Raw genomic sequence first — 18,792 nt, forward strand, 5'->3', positions numbered from 1 at the left:
TCATAGCCGCGCCGCCAATCGGGGGTCGAGACGATCGCGGAGGCCGTCGCCGAGCAGGTTGAAACCGAGGACGGCGATGGCGATCGCGACGCCGGGCACGAGCGCGAGCCGCGGGTGCAGGGTCAGGAACATCTGCGATTCCTGCAGCATCCGGCCCCACGACGGCGTCGGCGGCCGGGTGCCGAACCCGAGGAACGACAGCGCCGCTTCCGCGAGCACAGCGATCGCGAACGACACCGACGCCTGCACGATCAGCAGCCCGGAGATGTTCGGCAGCACGTGCCGCGCCGCGATGTTCAGCCGCGAACGCCCGGCCGACCGCGCGGCCAGCACGAACTCGCTGCTCATCACCTGCAGCGTCCCCGACCGCGCGATCCGCGCGAACGACGGGATGGTCGCGATGCCGATCGCCACCATCGCGGTCAGCGTGTTCGCCCCGAACACCGCGCCGAACATGATCGCCAGCAGCAGCGCCGGGAACGCGAGCACGAGATCGTTGACCCGCATGACGAACTCGCCGAGCCAGCGCGACGACATCCCGGCGAGGATGCCCAGCGGCGTCCCGATCAGCGCGGCGATCCCGACCGCGACCACGCCGACGTACAGCGTCGTCCGCGCGCCGACCATGAGCTGGCTGAGCACGTCGCGGCCGAAGCTGTCCGTGCCCAGCGGGTTCGAGCCGCTGAAGTCGTGCAGCCGGTTGGCCGCGTCGACCTTCACCGGGTCGAACGGCGTCCACACGAACGAAAGCAGTGCGGCGAGCACGATCAGCGCGACCAGCACGCCGCCGATGACGAGAGTGCGGTTACGCATCAGGAACCCCGCAATCTCGGGTCGAGCACCGTGTAGAGGACGTCGACCACGAAGTTCACCAGCAGCACGCCGACCACCAGGACCAGCACGATCCCCTGCACGGACAGCAGATCCCGCGACGCCACCGAGTCGAGCAGCATGCTGCCGAGACCGGGCAGGACGAAGACGCGTTCGACGACGACGGCGCCGATCAGCAGGGTCGCCAGTTGCAGGCCGAGCACCGTCACCACCGGCACGGCCGCGTTGCGCAGACCGTGCCGGAACAGCGCTGGGAACGGCCGGAGGCCCTTGGACCTCGCCGTGCGCAGGTAGTCCTGCCCGAGCGTGTCGAGTACGGCGGACCGGACATACCGCGTGAGCACGGCGCCCTGAACGAGTCCCAGCGACAGGGCGGGAAGGACGAGGCCGCGGAGGAATTCGCCGGGATCCTGCACCGGCGGCGTCCACCCGCCGGACGGCAGCCAGCGCAACTGCACCGCGAAGATCTGCACCAGGATGATGCCGGCGAGGAACGCGGGGATCGCGACGCCGAGCTGCGAGAGGCCGGAAACCGCGGTGCCGTCGGCCTTCCGATGCCGCACCGCGGCGAACGTCCCCGCCGGGACGGCGATCAGCAGCGCCACCAGCATCCCGGCCCCGACCAGCCACAACGTCACGCCGAGCCGGTCGGCCAGCGCGGGCCCGATCTCCTCGCGCGTGACGTACGAGCGGCCGAAGTCGCCTTGCAGGACACCGCCGATCCAGTCGAAGTACTGCGTCACCAACGGCCGGTCGATACCGAATTCGGCGCGGGTCTTCGCGACCAGTTCCGGCGTCGCGTTGACGCCGAGCGCGACCTGCGCCGGATCACCCGGCAGCACGGCCATGAACAGGAACACCACGATGGACGCGACCAGCACGCTGGCCACCAGGATCCCCAGGCGGCGGAGCACCTTGACCGTCATCGCGGCGCCAATCCCGTGAGATCGAAGGACTCGCTGACCTGGTTGCGGACGAACCCGGTCACCTTGTTCTTCGCCACGATCACGTTGGGGAACAGGAAGAGCCAGTCCGCGGCGGCGTCTTCGGACAGCCGCCGCGCGACCTGGCGCATCGCGTCGGCCTGCTCCTGAGGCGTTCCGGCGTCGGCCTTCGCCAGATTCTGCTGGACGGGCTTGCTGTCGTAACCCCAGTAGTACTTCGGCCTGCCGAAGGTGACGATGTCGCGTGCCTCGACGTGCTGGATGATCGACAGGTCGTAGTCGCGGTCGGTGAACACCTGCTTGAGCCACACCGCCGGGAAGTCCAGCGGCTCGATCGTCACCGTGACCCCGACGTCCGCCAGTTGCGACGCCACCACCTGCGCGGACGAGACGGCGTACGGCAAGTTGGGAATCCTCAGCCGCAGTGCCGGATTCGGCTGGCCTGCTTCCGCGAGCAGCGCTTTCGCCTTCGCGGGATCGAACGGGTACGCCTTCGACAGGTCCTCGTACCAGGGGTCTGTCGGCGGGACCATGCTGCCGATGAGCGTGCCGCGGCCGCCCCAAGCCGTGTCCAGCAAGGCCTTCCGGTCGATGGCGTACGACAGCGCCCGTCGGACGCGGACGTCGTTCAACGGCGGGCGCGAGTTGTTGAACGCGAGCGTGACCTCGCTGTTCGTCGTGCCTTCGACGACGGTGAACCGGTCGTCGCTCTGGAACTGCGGGATCGAATCCGGCACGGTGATCGCGGAGATGACGTCGATCCCGTTGCTGAGCAAGGCGTTGTTGAGCGCCGTCGGATCCTTGATGTACTTGAGGACCACCGTGGAGTACGCCGGTTTCCTGCCCCAGTACGCGGGATTCTCCTTGAGCACGATCGAATCGCCGCGCCTGCGCGAGGACACCGTGTACGGCCCGGTGCCGATCGGTTTGTTCGCCAGATCCGCGACCCCGGCACGGCTGAACATCGCGCCGAGCCTGCTGGTGAGGCTGAACAGCCAACCGTTGCTGGGTTTCGTGAGCACGACCCGCGCGTGGTCCGGCGCGACGACGTCGACCCGATCGACGACGTCCATTGTGGACTTGATCGACACCGTCCAGTCGGTCTTCACGCGCATCAGCGAGAACTTGACGTCCTCGGCGGTGAACGGGGCGCCGTTGCTGAACTTCGCGTTCTTCCGGAGCTTGAAGTCGTAGGTCTTGCGGTCTTCCGAGACCGTCCACGATTCGGCCAGCAGCGGCACGATCTTCGCGTCCGCGTCGAGTTTCACCAGGCCCTCGTAGACGTTGTAGAGCAAGGCCTGCGGGATGGCGGCGCCGTCGGTGCGGGTGAAGTCGAAGTTCGCGGGTTCGGCGGTGTACCCGACGGCGAGCGTGCCGGGATCCTTGGCGACTGTGGCACTCGAACCGGCCGAGCAGCCGGACGCCACCAGCAGCAACGCTGCCACTGCCGCGTGAATCCGGGCTTTCATCCTGCCCCCTAGCCGGTAGACTGGTCTGACCAGTAAACCAGACGAGACGGCAGGGTCAAGATGGAATTCGAGCCGGTCGCCCCTGTCCGCGCGTACCAGCGCGTCGTCGAACAGATCGAGGAAGCCGTCTTCAGCGGCCGGATCAAACCCGGCGACCGGCTGCCGAGCGAACGCGAACTGATGGTGCAGTTCGACGTCGGCCGCTCGACCGTGCGGGAAGCGCTGCGTGTGCTGCAGGCGGCGGAAATGATCCGCTCGCGGCCCGGCGATCCGCGCGGCCCCGAAGTGCTGGCCGCCTCGCCCGCCGCGTTGCACCGGTCGATGCACCGGCTCGCGCGCGCCGACCACATCGGCCTGTCCGAGCTGTTGCAGTTCCGCATGGTCCTCGACGGTTCCGCACATCTGCTCGCCGCGCAGCTCAGGACCGAAGACCATCTCGCCGAACTCGACACGGCGCTCGAGGCGATGCGCGCCGGCATCACGGAGGGTTTCGCCGAGTTCTCCCACGCGGACGTCGCGTTCCACGAGGCCATCGCCCGGGCGACGGGGAATCCGCTGCTGGTGATCAGCGGCGAGGTCGTCCGCGGCGTCGTGCTGGAGCTCATCGAAGACAAACTGGAGCACGCCGACGACCGGACGGCGTTGATGCGCAATTGGCTGGCGCATCACGAAGAAGTGCTGGGAGCGATCAGGGATTCCGACGGCGAGCGCGCGTCAAGGCTGGCGAAGCAGGCGCTGTACGACAACTACGCCGAGTACGTCCCTGAAGAGCAACGTCGCCTCTTGCGGCCGCTGCTCGCTTGACCGCCTCTACACTCGCTCAGGTGGGGGATACCGAGAAGCCTTCAACAGCCCGCCAGGGTGTCGGTCTCGCGCTGTCCGGCGGCGGCTACCGCGCGATGTTGTTCCACACCGGCGCTCTGTGGCGGCTCAACGAACTCGGCTGGCTGTCGAAGATCTCGACGTTCTCGAGCGTCTCGGGCGGCTCGATCGCCGCGGGCGTGCTCGCGTACGCGTGGTCGGACCTGAAGTTCGAGAACGGTGCCGCGAACAACTTCTACGACGAGGTCGTCACGCCGGTACGGAACCTCGCGCGCACCCGGCTCGACATCCCGGTCACCTTGCTGGCCATGGCGATTCCCTGGCGGAGCGCCGGTGAGGAACTCGCGCGGGTGTATGCGAAACATCTGTTCGGCGACTGCTGTCTCAAGGACATCGATCCCGCCGGTCCGCAGTTCGTCTTCACCGCGACGAACCTCCAGGACGGCGCGCAATGGTGGTTCTTCCGGCAGAACGGGCCGCACGGGAACATCCCGCTCGCGACCGCGGTGGCCGCTTCTTCGGCGTTCCCGCCGATGCTTTCGCCTGTCGTGATCCAAGACCCGCATTCGGACGACCGGAAACGCAAGATCGTGCTGAGCGACGCCGGCGTCTACGACAACCTCGGCCTGGACCCGGTCGAAGGGCACGCGACGGTGCTGGTCAGTGACGCGGGCAAGCGGATGAAGGTCAAACGGAAGGTCAACCGCGACTGGGGACGGCAGCTGCTGCGCGTCCTCGACGTGATCGACAACCAGGTGCGCGAACTGCGGCGCGGCGCGCTGCTCAAGTCCTATGTGGAGAAGGATTTCGCCGGCGCCTACTGGGGGTCTTATGTCGACCTCGAGAACTTCGAGCTCAAGGATTCGCTGAGGGCGCCCGTGGATCTCACGCACGAGCTGGCGGAGACGCCGACGCGCCTGACGAAGCTGCCGGAAGTGCTGCAGGAGCGGCTGATCAACTGGGGTTACGCGGCCTGCGACGCGGGGATGCGGAAGTGGGTCGACACCGAAGCGGCCGCTCCCGCCGGGTTCCCGTTCCCGGCCGCGGGGCTGGGCTGAGCGCGTCCACCGATGCTATGAAAGGACCTTTCCTTGCCAAATTTGCAAGGAAAGGTCCTTTTATAGCGCTCGTCAGGTGACGAGGTTCGCGTAGACGATCACGTTGTCCTTGTAGCTGTGCTCTTCCTTGTCGAAGACACCGCCACAGGTGATCAGCCGCAGCTGCGGCTTGTCCGTGTTGCCGTAGACCGCTTCCTCGGGGAACTGGTCCTTGGGGACCTGGTCCTTCTTCTCGACCACGAACTTCAGGCTCTTGCCGTCGCTGCGGTCGACGAGGATCTCGTCACCCGGGTTGACGTCCTTGAGCTTGTAGAAGATGCCCGGCTGCTTGTTGCCGTCGACGTGGCCGAGCAGGATCGCCGGGCCGACGTCACCGGGCACCGGCGAAAGCTGGTACCAGGCAGCCTGCATCGGCTTCTTCGCCGAAGGGACGGCCATCTTGCCGTCCTTGTTGACCGCGACGGCGATCAGGTTCGACTCCGCGCCGATCTTGGGGATCTTCACGTTCGTCGGCCTGGTGCCGCTGAACGGCTTCGTGACCGGGACGGTCGATTCCGCCGGGGCCTGCTGTGCCGCGGGCGCCGGGTAGTCGGAACCGCAACCGGTCAGCGCGAGGGAAAGGATCAGGGTGGCCGCGACCGCGCGGCCACCCCGCCTGAGGAACTTCGTCGACATCGATCAGGCCGCGGTGGCGCCGAAACCGGTCTCGATGCCGCCCTTGGGGGCGTACTTGACCTGCTTCTCCGGCTTGCCCGGAGTGGCCGCGCCGCCGCCGATGGGCGCCTCGAACTCGATGTCGGCCTTGCCCGGCTTGCCGGCACAGGTCCAGGTGAAGGTGCTGGAGTTGCCCTTGAAGGACTTCTTGACCTTCACGATGTAGACCCAGTAACGACCGTCGTCCTCGGCCTGGTTGCTGTACAGCGTGTCGAAGTCCGGCGCCGAAACGTTCGACGGCTCGCCCGACTCGCAGGCGATGACCAGCGCGCCGACACCGTTGTCGCCGATGTAGCCCGCGCCGACGTTGTCGACGTAGGGCTCCTCCGGCGGCGTGGTCGGCTTCTCCGAGGTGGAGGTCGGCGACGGCTTGCTGGAAGTCGGCTTGCCGCTCGTCGAGGTCGGAGTGCTGCTCTCGGTCGTCGGCGGAGCCGTCGTGACCTTGCCGCCCGACCACTCGGGGGCCGAGCTGACCTGGCCGCCGGACCACGAAGGCGAGGGCGCCGTGGTGGGCGTCTCGCTCGTCGGCGCGGGAGGCGTGGTCGTCGTTTCGGTCTGCGCCATCGCGACCGGCGTCACGGCCAGCGAGATGACGGCGCCGGCCAGCACCGCGCCCGCGAGGCGGCCCAACGTCTTCTTCAAAGTGATCTCCCGGTGGAAAAAACATCGCAACGCACGGTGACCCCCACCCTGCGACCACCCGAGCGGAATCCCACGTTCGGGTGACAGCGTGATACTGCCGGAAAAGTGCAGGTGAGCCGTAGCGGATAGGCGGTGACAAGAGCCACTGGGGAAACCGGTAACGCGGGAATGTCCCCGCTCGATACATGGGCCCGAAAGCCGCTCGGCAAAGGGAAACCTCGCCGCGACGAAGGAATGTTAACACCCGCGGGGGTGGATCGGTTGCGTTGCGGAAGTATTTTTTCGCCACCCGCACCACGTCGCGAAAATGCCGGTCCTTCTGGGCAAACTCACTTCGTACAGTGACTTGCCACCGACGCGTTCACGCGTTCGGAGTACCCGCCCGTGAATAACTGTCCATTCCGGAATGAAGGCCGGTGCCCGGCAACCCGAAGGTCACGATCAGAACACCAGGAACAGGGCCACGGCGAGGGAGACCACGCCGAGGAGTCCCGCGAAGAACAGCCAGGGCTTCGGTGACGTCCGGTTCCGGACCGCCCGGCCGCCGCCCACCACCGCGAGCAGGAAGCCGAGACCGAACCCGATCGCGGGCAGGAAGGTGGCGAAGGTCCGGTTTTCCGCGTCACACGCCCAGATTCCGTCGTTCGGGCAGGGCGACGCCGCGAATTCGGCCAGCAACCCCGCCGCGACGATCGCGAGGAAGCCGAGCACCAGGAGCCAGAACAGGCCCCACAGCAATTGACCGAGCCGCCTTGGCGGTTTCGTCTCCTCCACGTGATTCAGGTTAAGGCGCTAACCCAGTGCCGAGGACAGATCCGTCCACAGATCTTCCGGGTCTTCGAGCCCGACGCTGAACCGGACGAGCCCGGCGGGCACGTGGGCGTCGCCTGCCAGCCAAGCCCGGCGCTCGACCAGGCTCTCCACCCCGCCGAGGCTGGTGGCCGCGCGGATCAGCCGCAGCGACCCGATGACCTTGTCCGCGGTCTCCGCGTCGGGGAGTTCGAACGCGATCATCGTGCCGGTGCCGGGATAACGCACCCGGGTGATCGCGGGGTGGTCGACCAGCCGCGCCGCGAGGAGCGCGGCCGTGCGGGTCTGCTCGGCCAGGCGGACCGGCAGGGTCCGCAGCCCGCGCAGGGCCAGCCACGCTTCGAGCGCGCCCGGCGTCGCGCCCAACCTGGTGCGCGCGTCGCGCAGGTCCTTCGCGACGCCTTCGTCGGCCGCGATGGTCAGGCCGAGCAGCAGGTCGCTGTGGCCGCCGATGAGTTTCGTCGCGCTGTGCACGACGATGTCGGCGCCGAGGTCCAGTGGCCGCTGCCCGAGCGGGGTGGCGAACGTGTTGTCGACGGCGACCAGGCCGTTCGCGGCGGCGGCGATCGTCTCGATGTCGATGACGTCGAGCGTCGGGTTGGTCGGCGATTCGAGCCAGAGCAGGTCGGCGTCCGCGGCCGCGACCCAGGCGGCCGTGTCGTCCGGCGCGATCTCGGTCACCACCAGGCGGCCGGTGCGCTGCGCGTGGGCGAGCAGGCCACGCGATCCCGCATAGGAGAACGTCGGGACGCAGACCTTCGCGCCGACCGGCAGGGTGTCGACGACGGCGCTGAGCGTCGCGATCCCCGAGGCGAACGCGGTGGCGTGCCCGCCTTCGAGCGCGCCGATCGCGGCTTCGAGGGCTTCCCAGGTCGGGGTGCCGTCTTCCCGCGAATACGCGCGGTCGGCGCCGGCATCGAAGGTGCTCGCCGCGACGATCGGCACGTTCAGCGGTTCGCCGGGACCCTCCGGTCGTCCGGCGGCGACGGCGAGGGTGCGGGGTGACCAGTCGTTCGTGTCCACCCCGCCACCGTAAACCTTCGCCTCGCTAGTGGGCATACACCTCGAACTCGTAGAGGGAGTAGCCGTACTTCGTGCCGCGCTGGACACCGGCCATCCGGACATGCCGGGCGTCCACGGCTTCGAAGGCGACGTTGTCCTGCCCGCCGTTACCGTCCACTGTGGACGCCACGTCGCGCCAGTTCGTCCCGTCGGCCGAAACCTGCACCTTGTACGCCTTGCCGTACGCGGATTCCCAGTGCAGGACGACCCGGGAGACGCGCTGCACCGAACCGAGGTCGACGGTGATCGACTGGTTGTCGCTCCAGTCGCTCGCCCAGCGCGTCGAGAGGTTGACGTCGATGGCGTTGGACGGCGGCGAGTTGTACCAGCCCGTTTCGTGGCTGGTCGCGCTCACCGAGCGGCCGGTGGCGAGGTTGGCGATGTTGTCGCCGCGTTTCGCCGGGAACTCCACGACCTGCTGGAACGTCGGCCGGTTCTGGGTGCTCATCTTGTCCTGCGTGATGCCGCCGAGCGCGCGGTGGATGATCGTGTCGGCGCACCACTGGTCGCCCGCGGCGCAGTCGCCGTCACCGGGATAGACGGTGTTGGCGGGCTGTGCGGCGGCCTGCGTCAGCGAGTCGAGCAGCACCTGACGGCAGGTGTTGACGTCGCCGCCACCGCAGTACTTCACGGCGAGCGGGCCGGCCACGTTCTGCCCGAGGACCGAGCGGATGTCCTTGTGCACGTAGCCCCACCAGCCCGCCTGGTACGACGAACCCGCGTGTCCCTGGCCGACGTGCTTGCCGGGGACCTCGTTCTGCCAGCCGGAAGGCGACTCGTTGATCTTCAGCACACCGACCATCGCCGCGTAGGCGGCGTCGCCCATCCCGGGTTTGAACTGGGCGTTGACCAGCAGCGGCCACCAGGCGTCCATGATGCGGATCGCGTCGGCGTTCGCGTACGCCTTGCTGCCGGGCGCGGTCTCCGAACGCAGGCCGCCCGCCGCGAGCCAGGTCTTCAGCTTCGCCACCGCGTCCGCGGCCGGACCGGTCACCGGCGCCTTGTCGATCACCTTGAACAGTTCCGGCAGTACCCTCTCCGCGCGGAGGTCGGCCAGCGCCGCCTCCTCCATGGCCTGCGTGAGGTTCACGCGTGTCACCCTGGTGCCGTTGGAGATCATCTTCTTGACCCGCGCGTCGATCAGGTCGCCGCGGTGCACGGAACTCTTGTCCGCGCCGCTGGCCGCGTAACCGTTGGTCTGCGCGTTGTTCCAGCTGATGTAGTAGTCCTGGTTGATCGACTGCGGATGGTGCGACGACGGCGTGTAGTTCGCGAGGTTTCCGTCGGGATTCCAGCCCTGCCAGTCGAATCCGGCGTCGCCCCGCACCGGCATGGCCGGGTCGACGTTCGGGTTGCGGACCGGGTTCGAGCCGGAGTTGAAGTACGCGACGTCACGTGAGTCGGCGTAGAACCAGTTGTAGGTCTGGTTGACGTCGGCCGCCGCGGCCTGGAAGTCCTGCGCGGACTTGATCGCGTCCGGGTCGTTGAACTTCTGGAAGCCGATGATCGTGTCGATCTCGTGCTGGAAGGTCGACCGCAGCGACGCGTACGCGACCGGCTTGCCTGCGACCAGCGCCCGGCTCGTCACCGGCCCGTACTTGGTGCGGAAGCTGCGCAGCGTGTACGAACCTGCCGCCGTCCCGTCGGCGACGGTGGGCTTCCAGGCGTTCTTGCGCTCGACGATCTCGAACGGCAGGCACTGGCCGCGGAACCGGTAGAAGTTGGAGTTCTTCGTCGGCGCGGAACCGTTCTGCTCGCACAGTTCGACGGCGTAGGTGTCGGTGATGTCCTGCGACGCCGAGGTCGCGCTCCACGAGTAGTCCTTGCCGCGGCCGAGCAGCACGTACATGCTGATGCCCGCGAACGAGGCACCGCGGGCGCTGATGCCAGGGCCCTGGAGTTCTTGCAGCATCAGCAATTGCGGCGCGAAGTAGCCTGCCTGCGGGCCGAAGACGGCGACCGGGTGACCGCTCGCGGTCTTGGCACCGGAGACGACCAGCGCGTTGGACATGCCGTGCTTCTCCGACAGCATGTTGCCGGGCAGGACGCCGTCGTCGAAGATCCCGCGGACGGCCTTCTGGTCCTCGGGCGCGGGGACGTCCACCTTGGCGGGCGTCGCCGTCCCGGCGGAACCGGTCGGGTCGAAGACCAGCTGCTGCCCGGTGACCGAACCCTTGTCCGGCATCGCGGCGCCCTGCGGGTTCGACGGCGCCTTGCCGTAGTCGAAAGTCTGTCCATTGTGGAGGGTCTTGACGGTCTCGGGGTCGTCCTCGGACCGGAGGCTCTTCCAGACCTTGTCGCCCTGCTCGAGACCGTACTTCTCCTGCATCGCCATCTTCGCGATGGCGTTCTGCACCTCGCCGCCACCGCCCGCGCCGAACTGCGCCCCGACGACGGCGGCCAGGACGACGAGGTCGGTCAGCTTGAACGGCTCGATGGTCCCGGCGTTCGTGATCGCGTCGACGTGCCCGGTGAGCACGTACTCGCCGGGGAAGTAGCGGCCGCCGTGCGCGTCGGCGATGTACTTGTTGACGCCCTGGACGTAAGCCTCCGCGTCGGCCTTGCCCTGCGCGCCACGCGGGCCACTGGCCGCGGCGTTGTCGATCTGCTTCTGCAGTTCCTGTTCGGTGTACGGCGCCGACGAGAAGAAACTCTGCTCGAGCTCGCGGTTGCCCTGGGCGCCACCGGCGAACGAGGTCAGCTGGCCGCGGCCGACGCGGCGCATGATGTCCATCAGCCACAGCCGGTCCTGCGCGGCGGCGTACCCGGCGCCGTACATCGTGCCCGGCCGCGTGGTGCCGACGACGCGGGGAACGCCGGTCGCCTTGTCGCGGGTGATCGTCACGTCCGAACGCGGTTTGATCGTGCTCTCGACCTGACCGGACTGGACGCCGAAGGAGGCGTCGTTGAAGAACTGGTTGATCTTGTCCGTGGTCAGCGTCTTGTAGCCGTCGGCGAGCGAGGCGTATTTGCCGAGCTGATCGGCCGAATGCGCGGGGCGGGTGCCGAGCGCCTTGTGCGCCAGGATCTCGGCGAGCGTCGCGTTTCCCTTGGTGCCGGGCGGCAGGATGTCGGCGCACTGGCCGCCGCAGTAGTCGTCGAGCGCCGCCGCGACCACGGAGTTCTGTGGTGCCTCCGCCGCGTTCGCCTGGAGTGCCGGAACGGTGCCCGCCACCAGCGTCAGCCCCGCCAGCGTCGTCAAGACCCGTATGCCTCGTCGCATGAAAGACCTCCGTCGTCGGAGAGTGACGAGGCGCACACTACCCACGGGTATCCGAATTTGTGAAGAGTTTTCGCGTTCTTGCCGCCGTTCGGTGGAACACTCGACCTGCGAACCCAGGACCAGCGGATGTACCCCTCCTTCCTCCCCGCCGCCGCCCTCAGCGGAGAAGCTTCGCTTCACGTATCTTCCTGAGCATGCCTTTGGAGAAGCCCCAGATCGACCGCCCGGAGGGCCCCGCGCCGTCCGACCTGGAGAAGTCCGACATCACCGTCGGCGAGGGCCAGGAGGCGAAGGCCGGCGACACCGTTTCGGTGCACTACGTCGGTGTCTCGCACTCGACCGGTGACCAGTTCGACGCCTCGTGGGATCGCGGCGAGCCGCTCCGCTTCGGCCTCGGCGCCGGTCAGGTCATCCCCGGTTGGGACCAGGGTGTCGCCGGGATGAAGGTGGGCGGCCGTCGCAAGCTGACCATCCCGCCGCACCTCGCCTACGGTGAACGCGGCGCCGGCGGCGTCATCAAGCCGAACGAGACCCTGATCTTCGTCGTCGACCTGGTCGGCGTGAACTGACCCACAGAACACCTCGCGAAGGGAGCCTTCGCCTCATCTAATGGGGCGAAGGCTCCCTTCGTCGCATCACACGAGGTGAAGGTCCCTTTCAGCCCACCCGCCAACCGCCGCCTTAACGCACCGTGGGGGTCCAGGGCTCGGCCCTCGGGAGCTGACGAGCGACGACCGCACGAAAGAGGCCCCCGTTGCGGAGCAAAGGGGGCCTCGAACAAGAGTGGGCGAGGAGGGAGTTGAACCCTCACGTCCTTTCGGACACACGGACCTGAACCGTGCGCGTCTGCCATTCCGCCACTCGCCCGAGTGCTTCGTTCTCTGACAGCTCGCAAAGCGTAGCAGGCTGATTTCACGGGTTTCACCGGGGGCCGTGTCCGACTGGCCGTACCCGGATAGGATCGACGGGGAAGCACACGTGTGAGGAGGTTGCCCGGTGGGCCGCGTTGAGCGCTTTGATAGGCGGCTCGAGAACCTCGTGGGCAATACCTTCGCGCGCATGTTCGGTGGCAATGTCGTCACGCAGGAAGTGGCGGTGGCGCTTGAGCGCGAGAGCGAGGAGAACGTTCGTGAGCTGGCCGGTGGTCGACAGCTCGCCCCCAATCACTACATCGTGTCGTTGGGGCAGGCTGATCACGAACGTATGGCCGGAGACGAGCGTCGGGTCACTTCGGTGTTGGCGGAGGCGGTCAAGGAACACCTCGCCGAGCACGGTTGGGACACCTATGGTGACGTCGTAGTTTCGCTCGAGCGCAACGAGGCGCTGCATACTGGACAGTTCAAGACCCGTTCGTCCGTCGATCCCGACGTCAGGCCCCACGGCGCCGAAGGTTCGTCACGGTCGGCACGACCCAGCAACGCAGGAGACCCAGCAATGAGCCAGCCCCCCGGCTACGGCCAATACGACCAGGGTGACCCGTACGGCCAGCAGGGCCAGTACGGCTACGGACAGCAGGCTGGCCAGCAGCAGCCCGGGTACGACCAGGGTTATGGCGGCCAACAGCAGGGCGGCTACGACCAGGGCTATGGCGGTGGTGCCGCTCAGCAGCCTGGCTACGACCAGTACGGCGGCCAGCAGCAGCCCGGCTATGACCAGGGCTATGGCGGCGCTCAGCAGCCTGGCTACGACCAGTACGGCGGCCAGCAGCAGCCGGGTTACGACCAGGGCTACGGCGGCGGTGCCGCACCGCAGCCGGGTTATGACCAGTACGGCGGCCAGCAGCAGCAGCCCGGTTACGACCAGGGCGGCTACGGCGGCGGTGCCGCGCAGCCCGGGTACGACCAGTACGGCGGCCAGCAGCAGCCCGGCTACGACCAGTACGGCGGTGCCCAGCAGCAGTACGGCCAGCCCGCGGCGGATCCGTACGCGCAGGGTGGCGGCTACGGTGGCCAGCCCGCGGCAGGTCGTCAGCTCGCGGCGAGCCTCCAGCTGGACGACGGATCGAACCGCTCGTACTCGCTCAAGCAGGGCGGGAACGTCGTGGGCCGTGGACAGGACGCCGATTTCCGGCTCCCGGACACCGGTGTCTCGCGTCGTCACCTGGAGATCACCTGGGACGGCCAGAGCGCGACGCTCGCGGACATCGGTTCGACCAACGGCACGACCGTCAACGGCACCCCGGTGCAGACCTGGCAGCTGGCCGACGGCGACGTGATCCGCGTGGGCCACTCGTCTCTCGTGTTCCGTACGCAGGGCTGACCGGCGGCGTCCGGAGGGGGTATCGCAGAATTGCGGTGGGCGGACCTGTGGTGGATCGGCACCTCGGGTCGTACGCGGAGAGCAGCGCTGTCCGGAGCCGACCATCCCGGACGGCACGGGCTCTCCGCGGCGTACAGGAGAAACGGGAGCGGACACAACAAGTGCCAGAGCTGGTCGTTCAACTCACCAGGGTGGGCTTTCTCGTGCTGCTCTGGCTCTTCGTGTTCGCCGCGTTGCGTGTCGTCCGTTCGGATCTGTACGCGGCATCGGGGCTGCGAGTCGCCGTCCCGACGTTCGGTCGCAAGAAGAAGGAAAACAAGAAGCCGCGCGGCGGGAAGTCGCCGCAGCAGCTGCTCGTGACCCATGGTGCGCTGGCAGGTACCAGGATCGCCTTGGACGGCAGGCCGATCCTGATCGGCCGTGCCGACGACTCGACCCTGGTGCTGGACGACGACTACGCGTCGACCCGGCACGCCCGGATCGCACTGCGCGGGGAGGATTGGTACGTGGAAGATCTGGGCTCGACGAACGGGACGTACCTCGACCGGGCTAAGGTCACGGCACCCCTCCGGGTCCCGCTCGGAGTCCCCATCCGGATCGGCAAAACGGTGATCGAGCTTCGCCCATGACTCTCGTCCTCCGCTACGCGGCTCGCAGCGACCGGGGCCTGGTGCGTTCCAGCAACCAGGACTCCGTGTACGCCGGTCCCCGCCTGCTCGCCCTCGCCGACGGCATGGGCGGTCACGCCGCGGGTGAGGTGGCCAGCAAGGTCGTCATCGCCTCCCTCGCCCCCCTCGACGACGACGACCCCAGCGACGACCTTCTCGCTCAGCTGCGTGAGGCCGTCCAGAACGGCAACGCCGCCATCGCCGAACTCGTCCAGCAGGACCCGGACCTCGACGGGATGGGCACCACCCTGACCGCCGTGCTGTTCGCCGGTTCGCGGATGGGTGTCGTGCATGTCGGCGACTCGCGGGCGTATCTGATGCGCGGCGGGCAGTTCTCGCAGATCACGCGGGACGACAGCTTCGTCAACGAACTTCTCGAACAGGGCCGGATCACGCCGGAAGAGGCCGCGGTGCACCCGCAGCGGTCGCTGCTGCTGAAGGCGCTCACCGGCCATGAGGTCGAGCCGAGCCTGACCGTGCGCGAAGCCCGCGCCGGTGACCGTTACCTGATCTGTTCGGACGGTCTGTCCGGCATGGTCAGCGACGAGACGCTGTCCGAGGCGATCCAGATCCCGGATCCGCAGGCCTGCGCGGACCGGATGATCGAGCTGGCGCTCAAGGGCGGCGGCACGGACAACGTCACGGTGATCATCGCCGACGTCGTCGACGTCGACTTCGGTGAGGACGCGCCCATCGTGGGCGGCGCCGCCGGTGACGGCAGTGACGAATTCCATCAGGGCGACTCCCCCGCCGCCCGTGCCCGCGCGCTGACCCAGCCCGCGCCGCAGCCGCGGCCGGAGGTCCAGCCCCAGCAGGAGGACCCGAAGGTCAAGCGCCGGAGGCGATTTCGCTGGCTGGCGGGAGCAGTGGTCGTCCTGATCGTGCTGGCCGCGGCGGCGATCGCCACGCGGTACTTCGTGCTGAGCCAGTACTACGTCGGCGAGGGTGCGGGCGAGGAGGTCGTGATCTACCGCGGCGTCCCTGGCAGCATCCTCGGCATCGACCTGCACGCCTACGAGCAGGGCTCGTGCCCGCCGGGCGGGCTGTGCACCGACAAGCTGCTGGTGCCGGCCCTGCAGGAGGACGCGCGGATCGCGGTGAAGAACGGCGTCAAGAAGGACAACCTCGACGACGCCCGCAAGTACATCGACGACTTCCTGCGTCCGCACAAGCAGCTGGCCGACTGCAAGCAGGCCACCAGCTCGACTTCCACGCCGCCCACCGCGTCGTCGCCTCCGGTGTCGTCGTCGGCGGCAGCCCCTTCTACCCCCGCCTCGCCGAGTTCGGCGAACCAGCCAGCGGGGAGGGACTGCTCGACGCCGACCACGGCAGCACCAGGGGGCGGTAACTGATGAGCACGCCGCTCGCCGATCCGGCTTCGGCCCAGTTCGCCACGAACCCTCCGCGCGAGCTGCCCAAGCGGCGCGGGACCGAACTCGTCCTCCTGGCGTTCGCGACGTTCATCGTCACCGTCGCGCTCGTGCTGGTGGAGGCGAACCAGGAGCAGGAGCTCACCAGCTCGATCATCTGGCTGGGCCTGTCGTACCTCGGAGTGCTGACGGCGGCGCATCTGGCGGTCCGCCGCTGGGCGCCGTACGCGGATCCGGTGATTCTGCCGTGTGTCGCGCTGCTGAACGGGCTCGGCCTGGTGATGATCCACCGGATCGACCTGGCGCTCGCGGAACGCGCGATCCAGCAGGGCAAGGAGTACACGCCGGACGTCACCAAGCAGGTGCTGTTCACGGCGATCTCGCTGGTGCTGTTCGTGGTGGTGCTGGTCGTGATCAGCGATCACCGCACGCTGACCCGCTACGGCTACACCTGCGGCCTGGTCGGCATCGTGGCGCTCGCGCTGCCCGCGGTGCTGCCGTCGAGCCTGTCCGAGGTCAACGGCGCGAAGGTCTGGATCAAGCTGCCGTTCTTCTCGATCCAGCCGGGCGAGTTCGCGAAGATCCTGCTGATGATCTTCTTCGCCTCGTTCCTGGTGACGAAACGCGACCTGTTCATGGTCGCGGGCAAGCGGATCGTCGGTGTCGAGCTGCCGCGTGCCCGTGACCTCGGGCCGATCCTCATCGCGGCCGCCGCCTGCCTCGGCGTGCTGGTGTTCGAGAAGGACCTCGGCACGTCGCTGCTGTTCTTCGGTGTCACGCTGGTGATGCTGTACGTCGCCACCGAACGGGTCATCTGGGTCGTGCTGGGGGTCGGTTTCTTCGCCGCCGGCGCGATCATCGCCTACAACCTGTTCACGCACGTCCAGCAGCGCGTCCGGAACTGGATCGACCCGCTGGCCACCTACGACGACCCCGGCGGCGGCTACCAGGTCGCGCAGGGGCTGTTCGGGCTCGGGACCGGCGGCGTCGGCGGAACCGGCCTCGGCGCCGGACGGCCGGACATGGTCCCCGAGGCCAAGACGGACTTCATCACCACCGCGATCGGCGAGGAACTCGGCCTGATCGGGCTCACGGCGATGCTGATGCTGTACCTGATCCTGGCGATGCGCGGGATGCGCAGCGCACTCGCCGTGCGCGACACCTTCGGCAAACTCCTCGGCGGCGGTCTGTCGTTCGCACTGGTCATGCAGATCTTCGTCGTCGTCGGCGGCGTCACGAACCTGATCCCGAACACCGGCATCACCGCCCCGTTCCTCTCCCGCGGTGGTTCTTCACTGCTCGCGAACTACATCCTGGTGGCCCTCCTGCTCCGAATCTCCGACGCCGCCCGCAAACCCGCCGTGCGGCCGAAGCCGCAGCAGCCGCAAGCGCCGCTCGCCGAAGCGCACACGGTGATGGTCCAGCGGCCGCCCGCGACCGGTGAGGGGAGCCCCGCGTGAACACCCCGCTCCGCAAGGTGGGTGTCGCCATGCTCGTCATGGTGGTGCTCCTGATGGCCAACGCCACCTACATCCAGGTGGTCAAGGCCGACGACTACCGCACCGACTCGCGCAACGTGCGCGTGCTCTACGACGAGTACTCCCGCCAGCGAGGGCTGATCGTGACGCCCGACGGCGCCGCGCTCGCGAAGGTCGACCCGTCGAACGACAAGTACAAGTTCATCCGGACCTACGCCGACGGTCCGATGTACGCGCCGGTCACCGGCTACTACTCGATCAACTACGGCGCCGGCGGCCTGGAGCGGTCCGAGGACGACGTCCTCAACGGTTCCGACCCGCGGCTGTTCGTGCGACGCCTTTCGGACATGGTCACCGGCCGCGACCCGCGCGGCGGGAACGTGCGGCTGACGATCAACCCGGCCGTGCAGAAGGCCGCGTACGACCTGATGACGCAGAAGGGCTACACCGGCGCGGTGGTCGCGCTGGAGCCCAAGACCGGGCGCATCCTCGCCATGGTGTCGACGCCGTCGTTCGACCCGAACAAACTGGCCTCGCACACCACCAAGGAACAGGTCGCGGCCTGGTCGCAGTGGCGCGACGACCCGAAAAAGCCGATGCTGAACCGCGCGATCTCGGAGACGTACCCGCCGGGGTCGACGGCCAAGCTGCTGGTGACCGCGGCCGCGCTCGAAGACGGCAAGACCGCGGACATGCCGGTCAGCACCGCGCCCAACGTGAAGCTCCCCGGCACGCAGACCACGCTGGAGAACTACGGCGGCGCGGCCTGCAAGGGCAGCACGCTGAAGGAAGCGCTGCGGTACTCCTGCAACGTGCCCTTCGCCGAACTCGCGGGCGAACTCGGCAAGGACAAGCTGAACGCGATGGCGAAGAACTTCGGCGTCGGCGAGGACCTGGCCGTGCCGATGCGGGTCGCCGGCTCGTCCCTCGGCCCGCTCGAATCGAAGGCGGCCCTGTTCCAGAGCGCCATCGGCCAGCGCGACGTGCGGCTGACGCCCCTGCAGGACGCCCTGCTCTCGGCGACCATCGCGAACAACGGGATGGCGATGAAGCCGCAGCTCGTGCAGTCGCTGCTGGCGCCGAACCTGTCGACCATCGAGGACTACACCCCGGCCGAACTGACCGGTGACGCCGCGATGTCCAGCGCGAACGCCGCGATCCTGCGCGACATGATGCTGGCGTCGGAAGAGAACACGAAGGGCGCCGGCAAACGCGGCGACATCCAGATCGCCTCCAAGACCGGCACCGCCGAGCACGGCAACGACCCGAAGGCCACCCCGCCGCACGCCTGGTACACCGGGTTCGCGCCGGCGATGGACCCGAAGATCGCCGTCTCGGTGATCGTCGAGTCCGGGGGCAACCGAGGGCTCGAAGCGACCGGTGGCACCGTGGCCGCGGAGATCGGCCGCGCCGCCGTCAACGCCATGCTCGGGGGTGGATAG

General features: G+C 68.1%; 16 protein-coding genes and 1 tRNA gene. 8 read left to right on the forward strand and 9 right to left on the reverse strand.

Annotated features, from left to right (window positions below; all coding sequences use genetic code 11):
* Genes ACLJO0_RS00905 through ACLJO0_RS00915 form a run of 3 tightly spaced genes read right to left on the reverse strand, consistent with a single transcriptional unit; the run spans window position 1 to window position 3,244 of the window.
* Window positions 1-813, reverse strand: coding sequence for an ABC transporter permease (locus ACLJO0_RS00905; protein WP_199748668.1), 813 nt, complete (start codon window positions 811-813; stop codon window positions 1-3).
* A complete protein-coding gene (locus tag ACLJO0_RS00910) occupies window positions 813-1,757 on the reverse strand; it encodes an ABC transporter permease (protein WP_410576160.1) in 945 nt (314 codons plus the stop codon). The genes ACLJO0_RS00905 and ACLJO0_RS00910 overlap by 1 nt, the downstream gene beginning before the upstream one ends.
* On the reverse strand, window positions 1,754-3,244 hold the full coding sequence (locus ACLJO0_RS00915) for an ABC transporter substrate-binding protein (protein ID WP_410576161.1): 1,491 nt from the start codon (window positions 3,242-3,244) through the stop codon (window positions 1,754-1,756). Before ACLJO0_RS00915 ends, ACLJO0_RS00910 begins: the two co-directional genes overlap by 4 nt.
* Before the next feature lie 60 nt (window positions 3,245-3,304).
* Between ACLJO0_RS00915 and ACLJO0_RS00920 the strand changes: the two genes are divergently transcribed.
* Together ACLJO0_RS00920 and ACLJO0_RS00925 are read left to right on the forward strand one after the other, a co-directional pair.
* The gene (locus ACLJO0_RS00920) at window positions 3,305-4,048 is read left to right on the forward strand and encodes a FadR/GntR family transcriptional regulator (RefSeq protein WP_125790639.1); all 744 of its coding nucleotides are present in this window, start codon (window positions 3,305-3,307) and stop codon (window positions 4,046-4,048) included.
* A gap of 20 nt (window positions 4,049-4,068) precedes the next feature.
* A complete protein-coding gene (locus tag ACLJO0_RS00925; protein ID WP_410576162.1) occupies window positions 4,069-5,124 on the forward strand; it encodes a patatin-like phospholipase family protein in 1,056 nt (351 codons plus the stop codon).
* A gap of 72 nt (window positions 5,125-5,196) precedes the next feature.
* Here the strand turns inward: ACLJO0_RS00925 and ACLJO0_RS00930 are convergent, their stop codons facing one another.
* The 5 genes from ACLJO0_RS00930 to ACLJO0_RS00950 form a co-directional block, all read right to left on the reverse strand.
* Window positions 5,197-5,799 carry a class F sortase gene (locus ACLJO0_RS00930; RefSeq protein WP_410576163.1) on the reverse strand — a complete coding sequence of 201 codons (603 nt, stop codon included), beginning with the start codon at window positions 5,797-5,799 and terminating at the stop codon, window positions 5,197-5,199.
* Between the two features lie 3 nt (window positions 5,800-5,802).
* Window positions 5,803-6,480, reverse strand: a complete 678-nt coding sequence (locus ACLJO0_RS00935) for a hypothetical protein (protein ID WP_410576164.1) — start codon at window positions 6,478-6,480, stop codon at window positions 5,803-5,805.
* A 441-nt stretch (window positions 6,481-6,921) separates the two neighbouring features.
* Complete coding sequence (locus tag ACLJO0_RS00940) at window positions 6,922-7,254, reverse strand: hypothetical protein (RefSeq protein ID WP_410576165.1); 333 nt, start codon at window positions 7,252-7,254, stop codon at window positions 6,922-6,924.
* Window positions 7,255-7,272: 18 nt separating this feature from the next.
* Window positions 7,273-8,313 carry a trans-sulfuration enzyme family protein gene (locus tag ACLJO0_RS00945; RefSeq protein ID WP_410576166.1) on the reverse strand — a complete coding sequence of 347 codons (1,041 nt, stop codon included), beginning with the start codon at window positions 8,311-8,313 and terminating at the stop codon, window positions 7,273-7,275.
* A 25-nt stretch (window positions 8,314-8,338) separates the two neighbouring features.
* Window positions 8,339-11,575 carry a penicillin acylase family protein gene (locus ACLJO0_RS00950; RefSeq protein ID WP_410576167.1) on the reverse strand — a complete coding sequence of 1,079 codons (3,237 nt, stop codon included), beginning with the start codon at window positions 11,573-11,575 and terminating at the stop codon, window positions 8,339-8,341.
* 194 nt (window positions 11,576-11,769) lie between these two features.
* Here ACLJO0_RS00950 and ACLJO0_RS00955 point away from each other — a divergent pair, with 194 nt between their 5' ends.
* A complete protein-coding gene (locus ACLJO0_RS00955) occupies window positions 11,770-12,144 on the forward strand; it encodes an FKBP-type peptidyl-prolyl cis-trans isomerase (RefSeq protein WP_410576168.1) in 375 nt (124 codons plus the stop codon).
* A gap of 215 nt (window positions 12,145-12,359) precedes the next feature.
* Here ACLJO0_RS00955 and ACLJO0_RS00960 read toward each other — a convergent pair.
* Window positions 12,360-12,442, reverse strand: a tRNA-Leu gene (locus ACLJO0_RS00960).
* A gap of 129 nt (window positions 12,443-12,571) precedes the next feature.
* On the opposite strand from ACLJO0_RS00960, the gene ACLJO0_RS00965 reads away from it, so the two are divergent.
* From ACLJO0_RS00965 to ACLJO0_RS00985, 5 genes are all read left to right on the forward strand, one after another.
* Window positions 12,572-13,834 (forward strand): DUF3662 and FHA domain-containing protein, encoded by a 1,263-nt coding sequence (locus tag ACLJO0_RS00965; RefSeq protein ID WP_410576169.1) that lies wholly within the window; start codon window positions 12,572-12,574, stop codon window positions 13,832-13,834.
* A 161-nt stretch (window positions 13,835-13,995) separates the two neighbouring features.
* Window positions 13,996-14,463: an FHA domain-containing protein FhaB gene (locus ACLJO0_RS00970; protein ID WP_007030429.1), complete on the forward strand. Its 468-nt coding sequence runs from the start codon at window positions 13,996-13,998 to the stop codon at window positions 14,461-14,463.
* Window positions 14,460-15,854, forward strand: a complete 1,395-nt coding sequence (locus ACLJO0_RS00975; RefSeq protein WP_125790646.1) for a PP2C family protein-serine/threonine phosphatase — start codon at window positions 14,460-14,462, stop codon at window positions 15,852-15,854. Before ACLJO0_RS00970 ends, ACLJO0_RS00975 begins: the two co-directional genes overlap by 4 nt.
* Window positions 15,854-17,332, forward strand: a complete 1,479-nt coding sequence (locus tag ACLJO0_RS00980; protein ID WP_410576170.1) for an FtsW/RodA/SpoVE family cell cycle protein — start codon at window positions 15,854-15,856, stop codon at window positions 17,330-17,332. The genes ACLJO0_RS00975 and ACLJO0_RS00980 overlap by 1 nt, the downstream gene beginning before the upstream one ends.
* Window positions 17,329-18,792 carry a peptidoglycan D,D-transpeptidase FtsI family protein gene (locus ACLJO0_RS00985; protein WP_125781623.1) on the forward strand — a complete coding sequence of 488 codons (1,464 nt, stop codon included), beginning with the start codon at window positions 17,329-17,331 and terminating at the stop codon, window positions 18,790-18,792. Before ACLJO0_RS00980 ends, ACLJO0_RS00985 begins: the two co-directional genes overlap by 4 nt.

This window comes from Amycolatopsis sp. lyj-108 (assembly GCF_046549005.1).
Taxonomy (GTDB): domain Bacteria; phylum Actinomycetota; class Actinomycetes; order Mycobacteriales; family Pseudonocardiaceae; genus Amycolatopsis.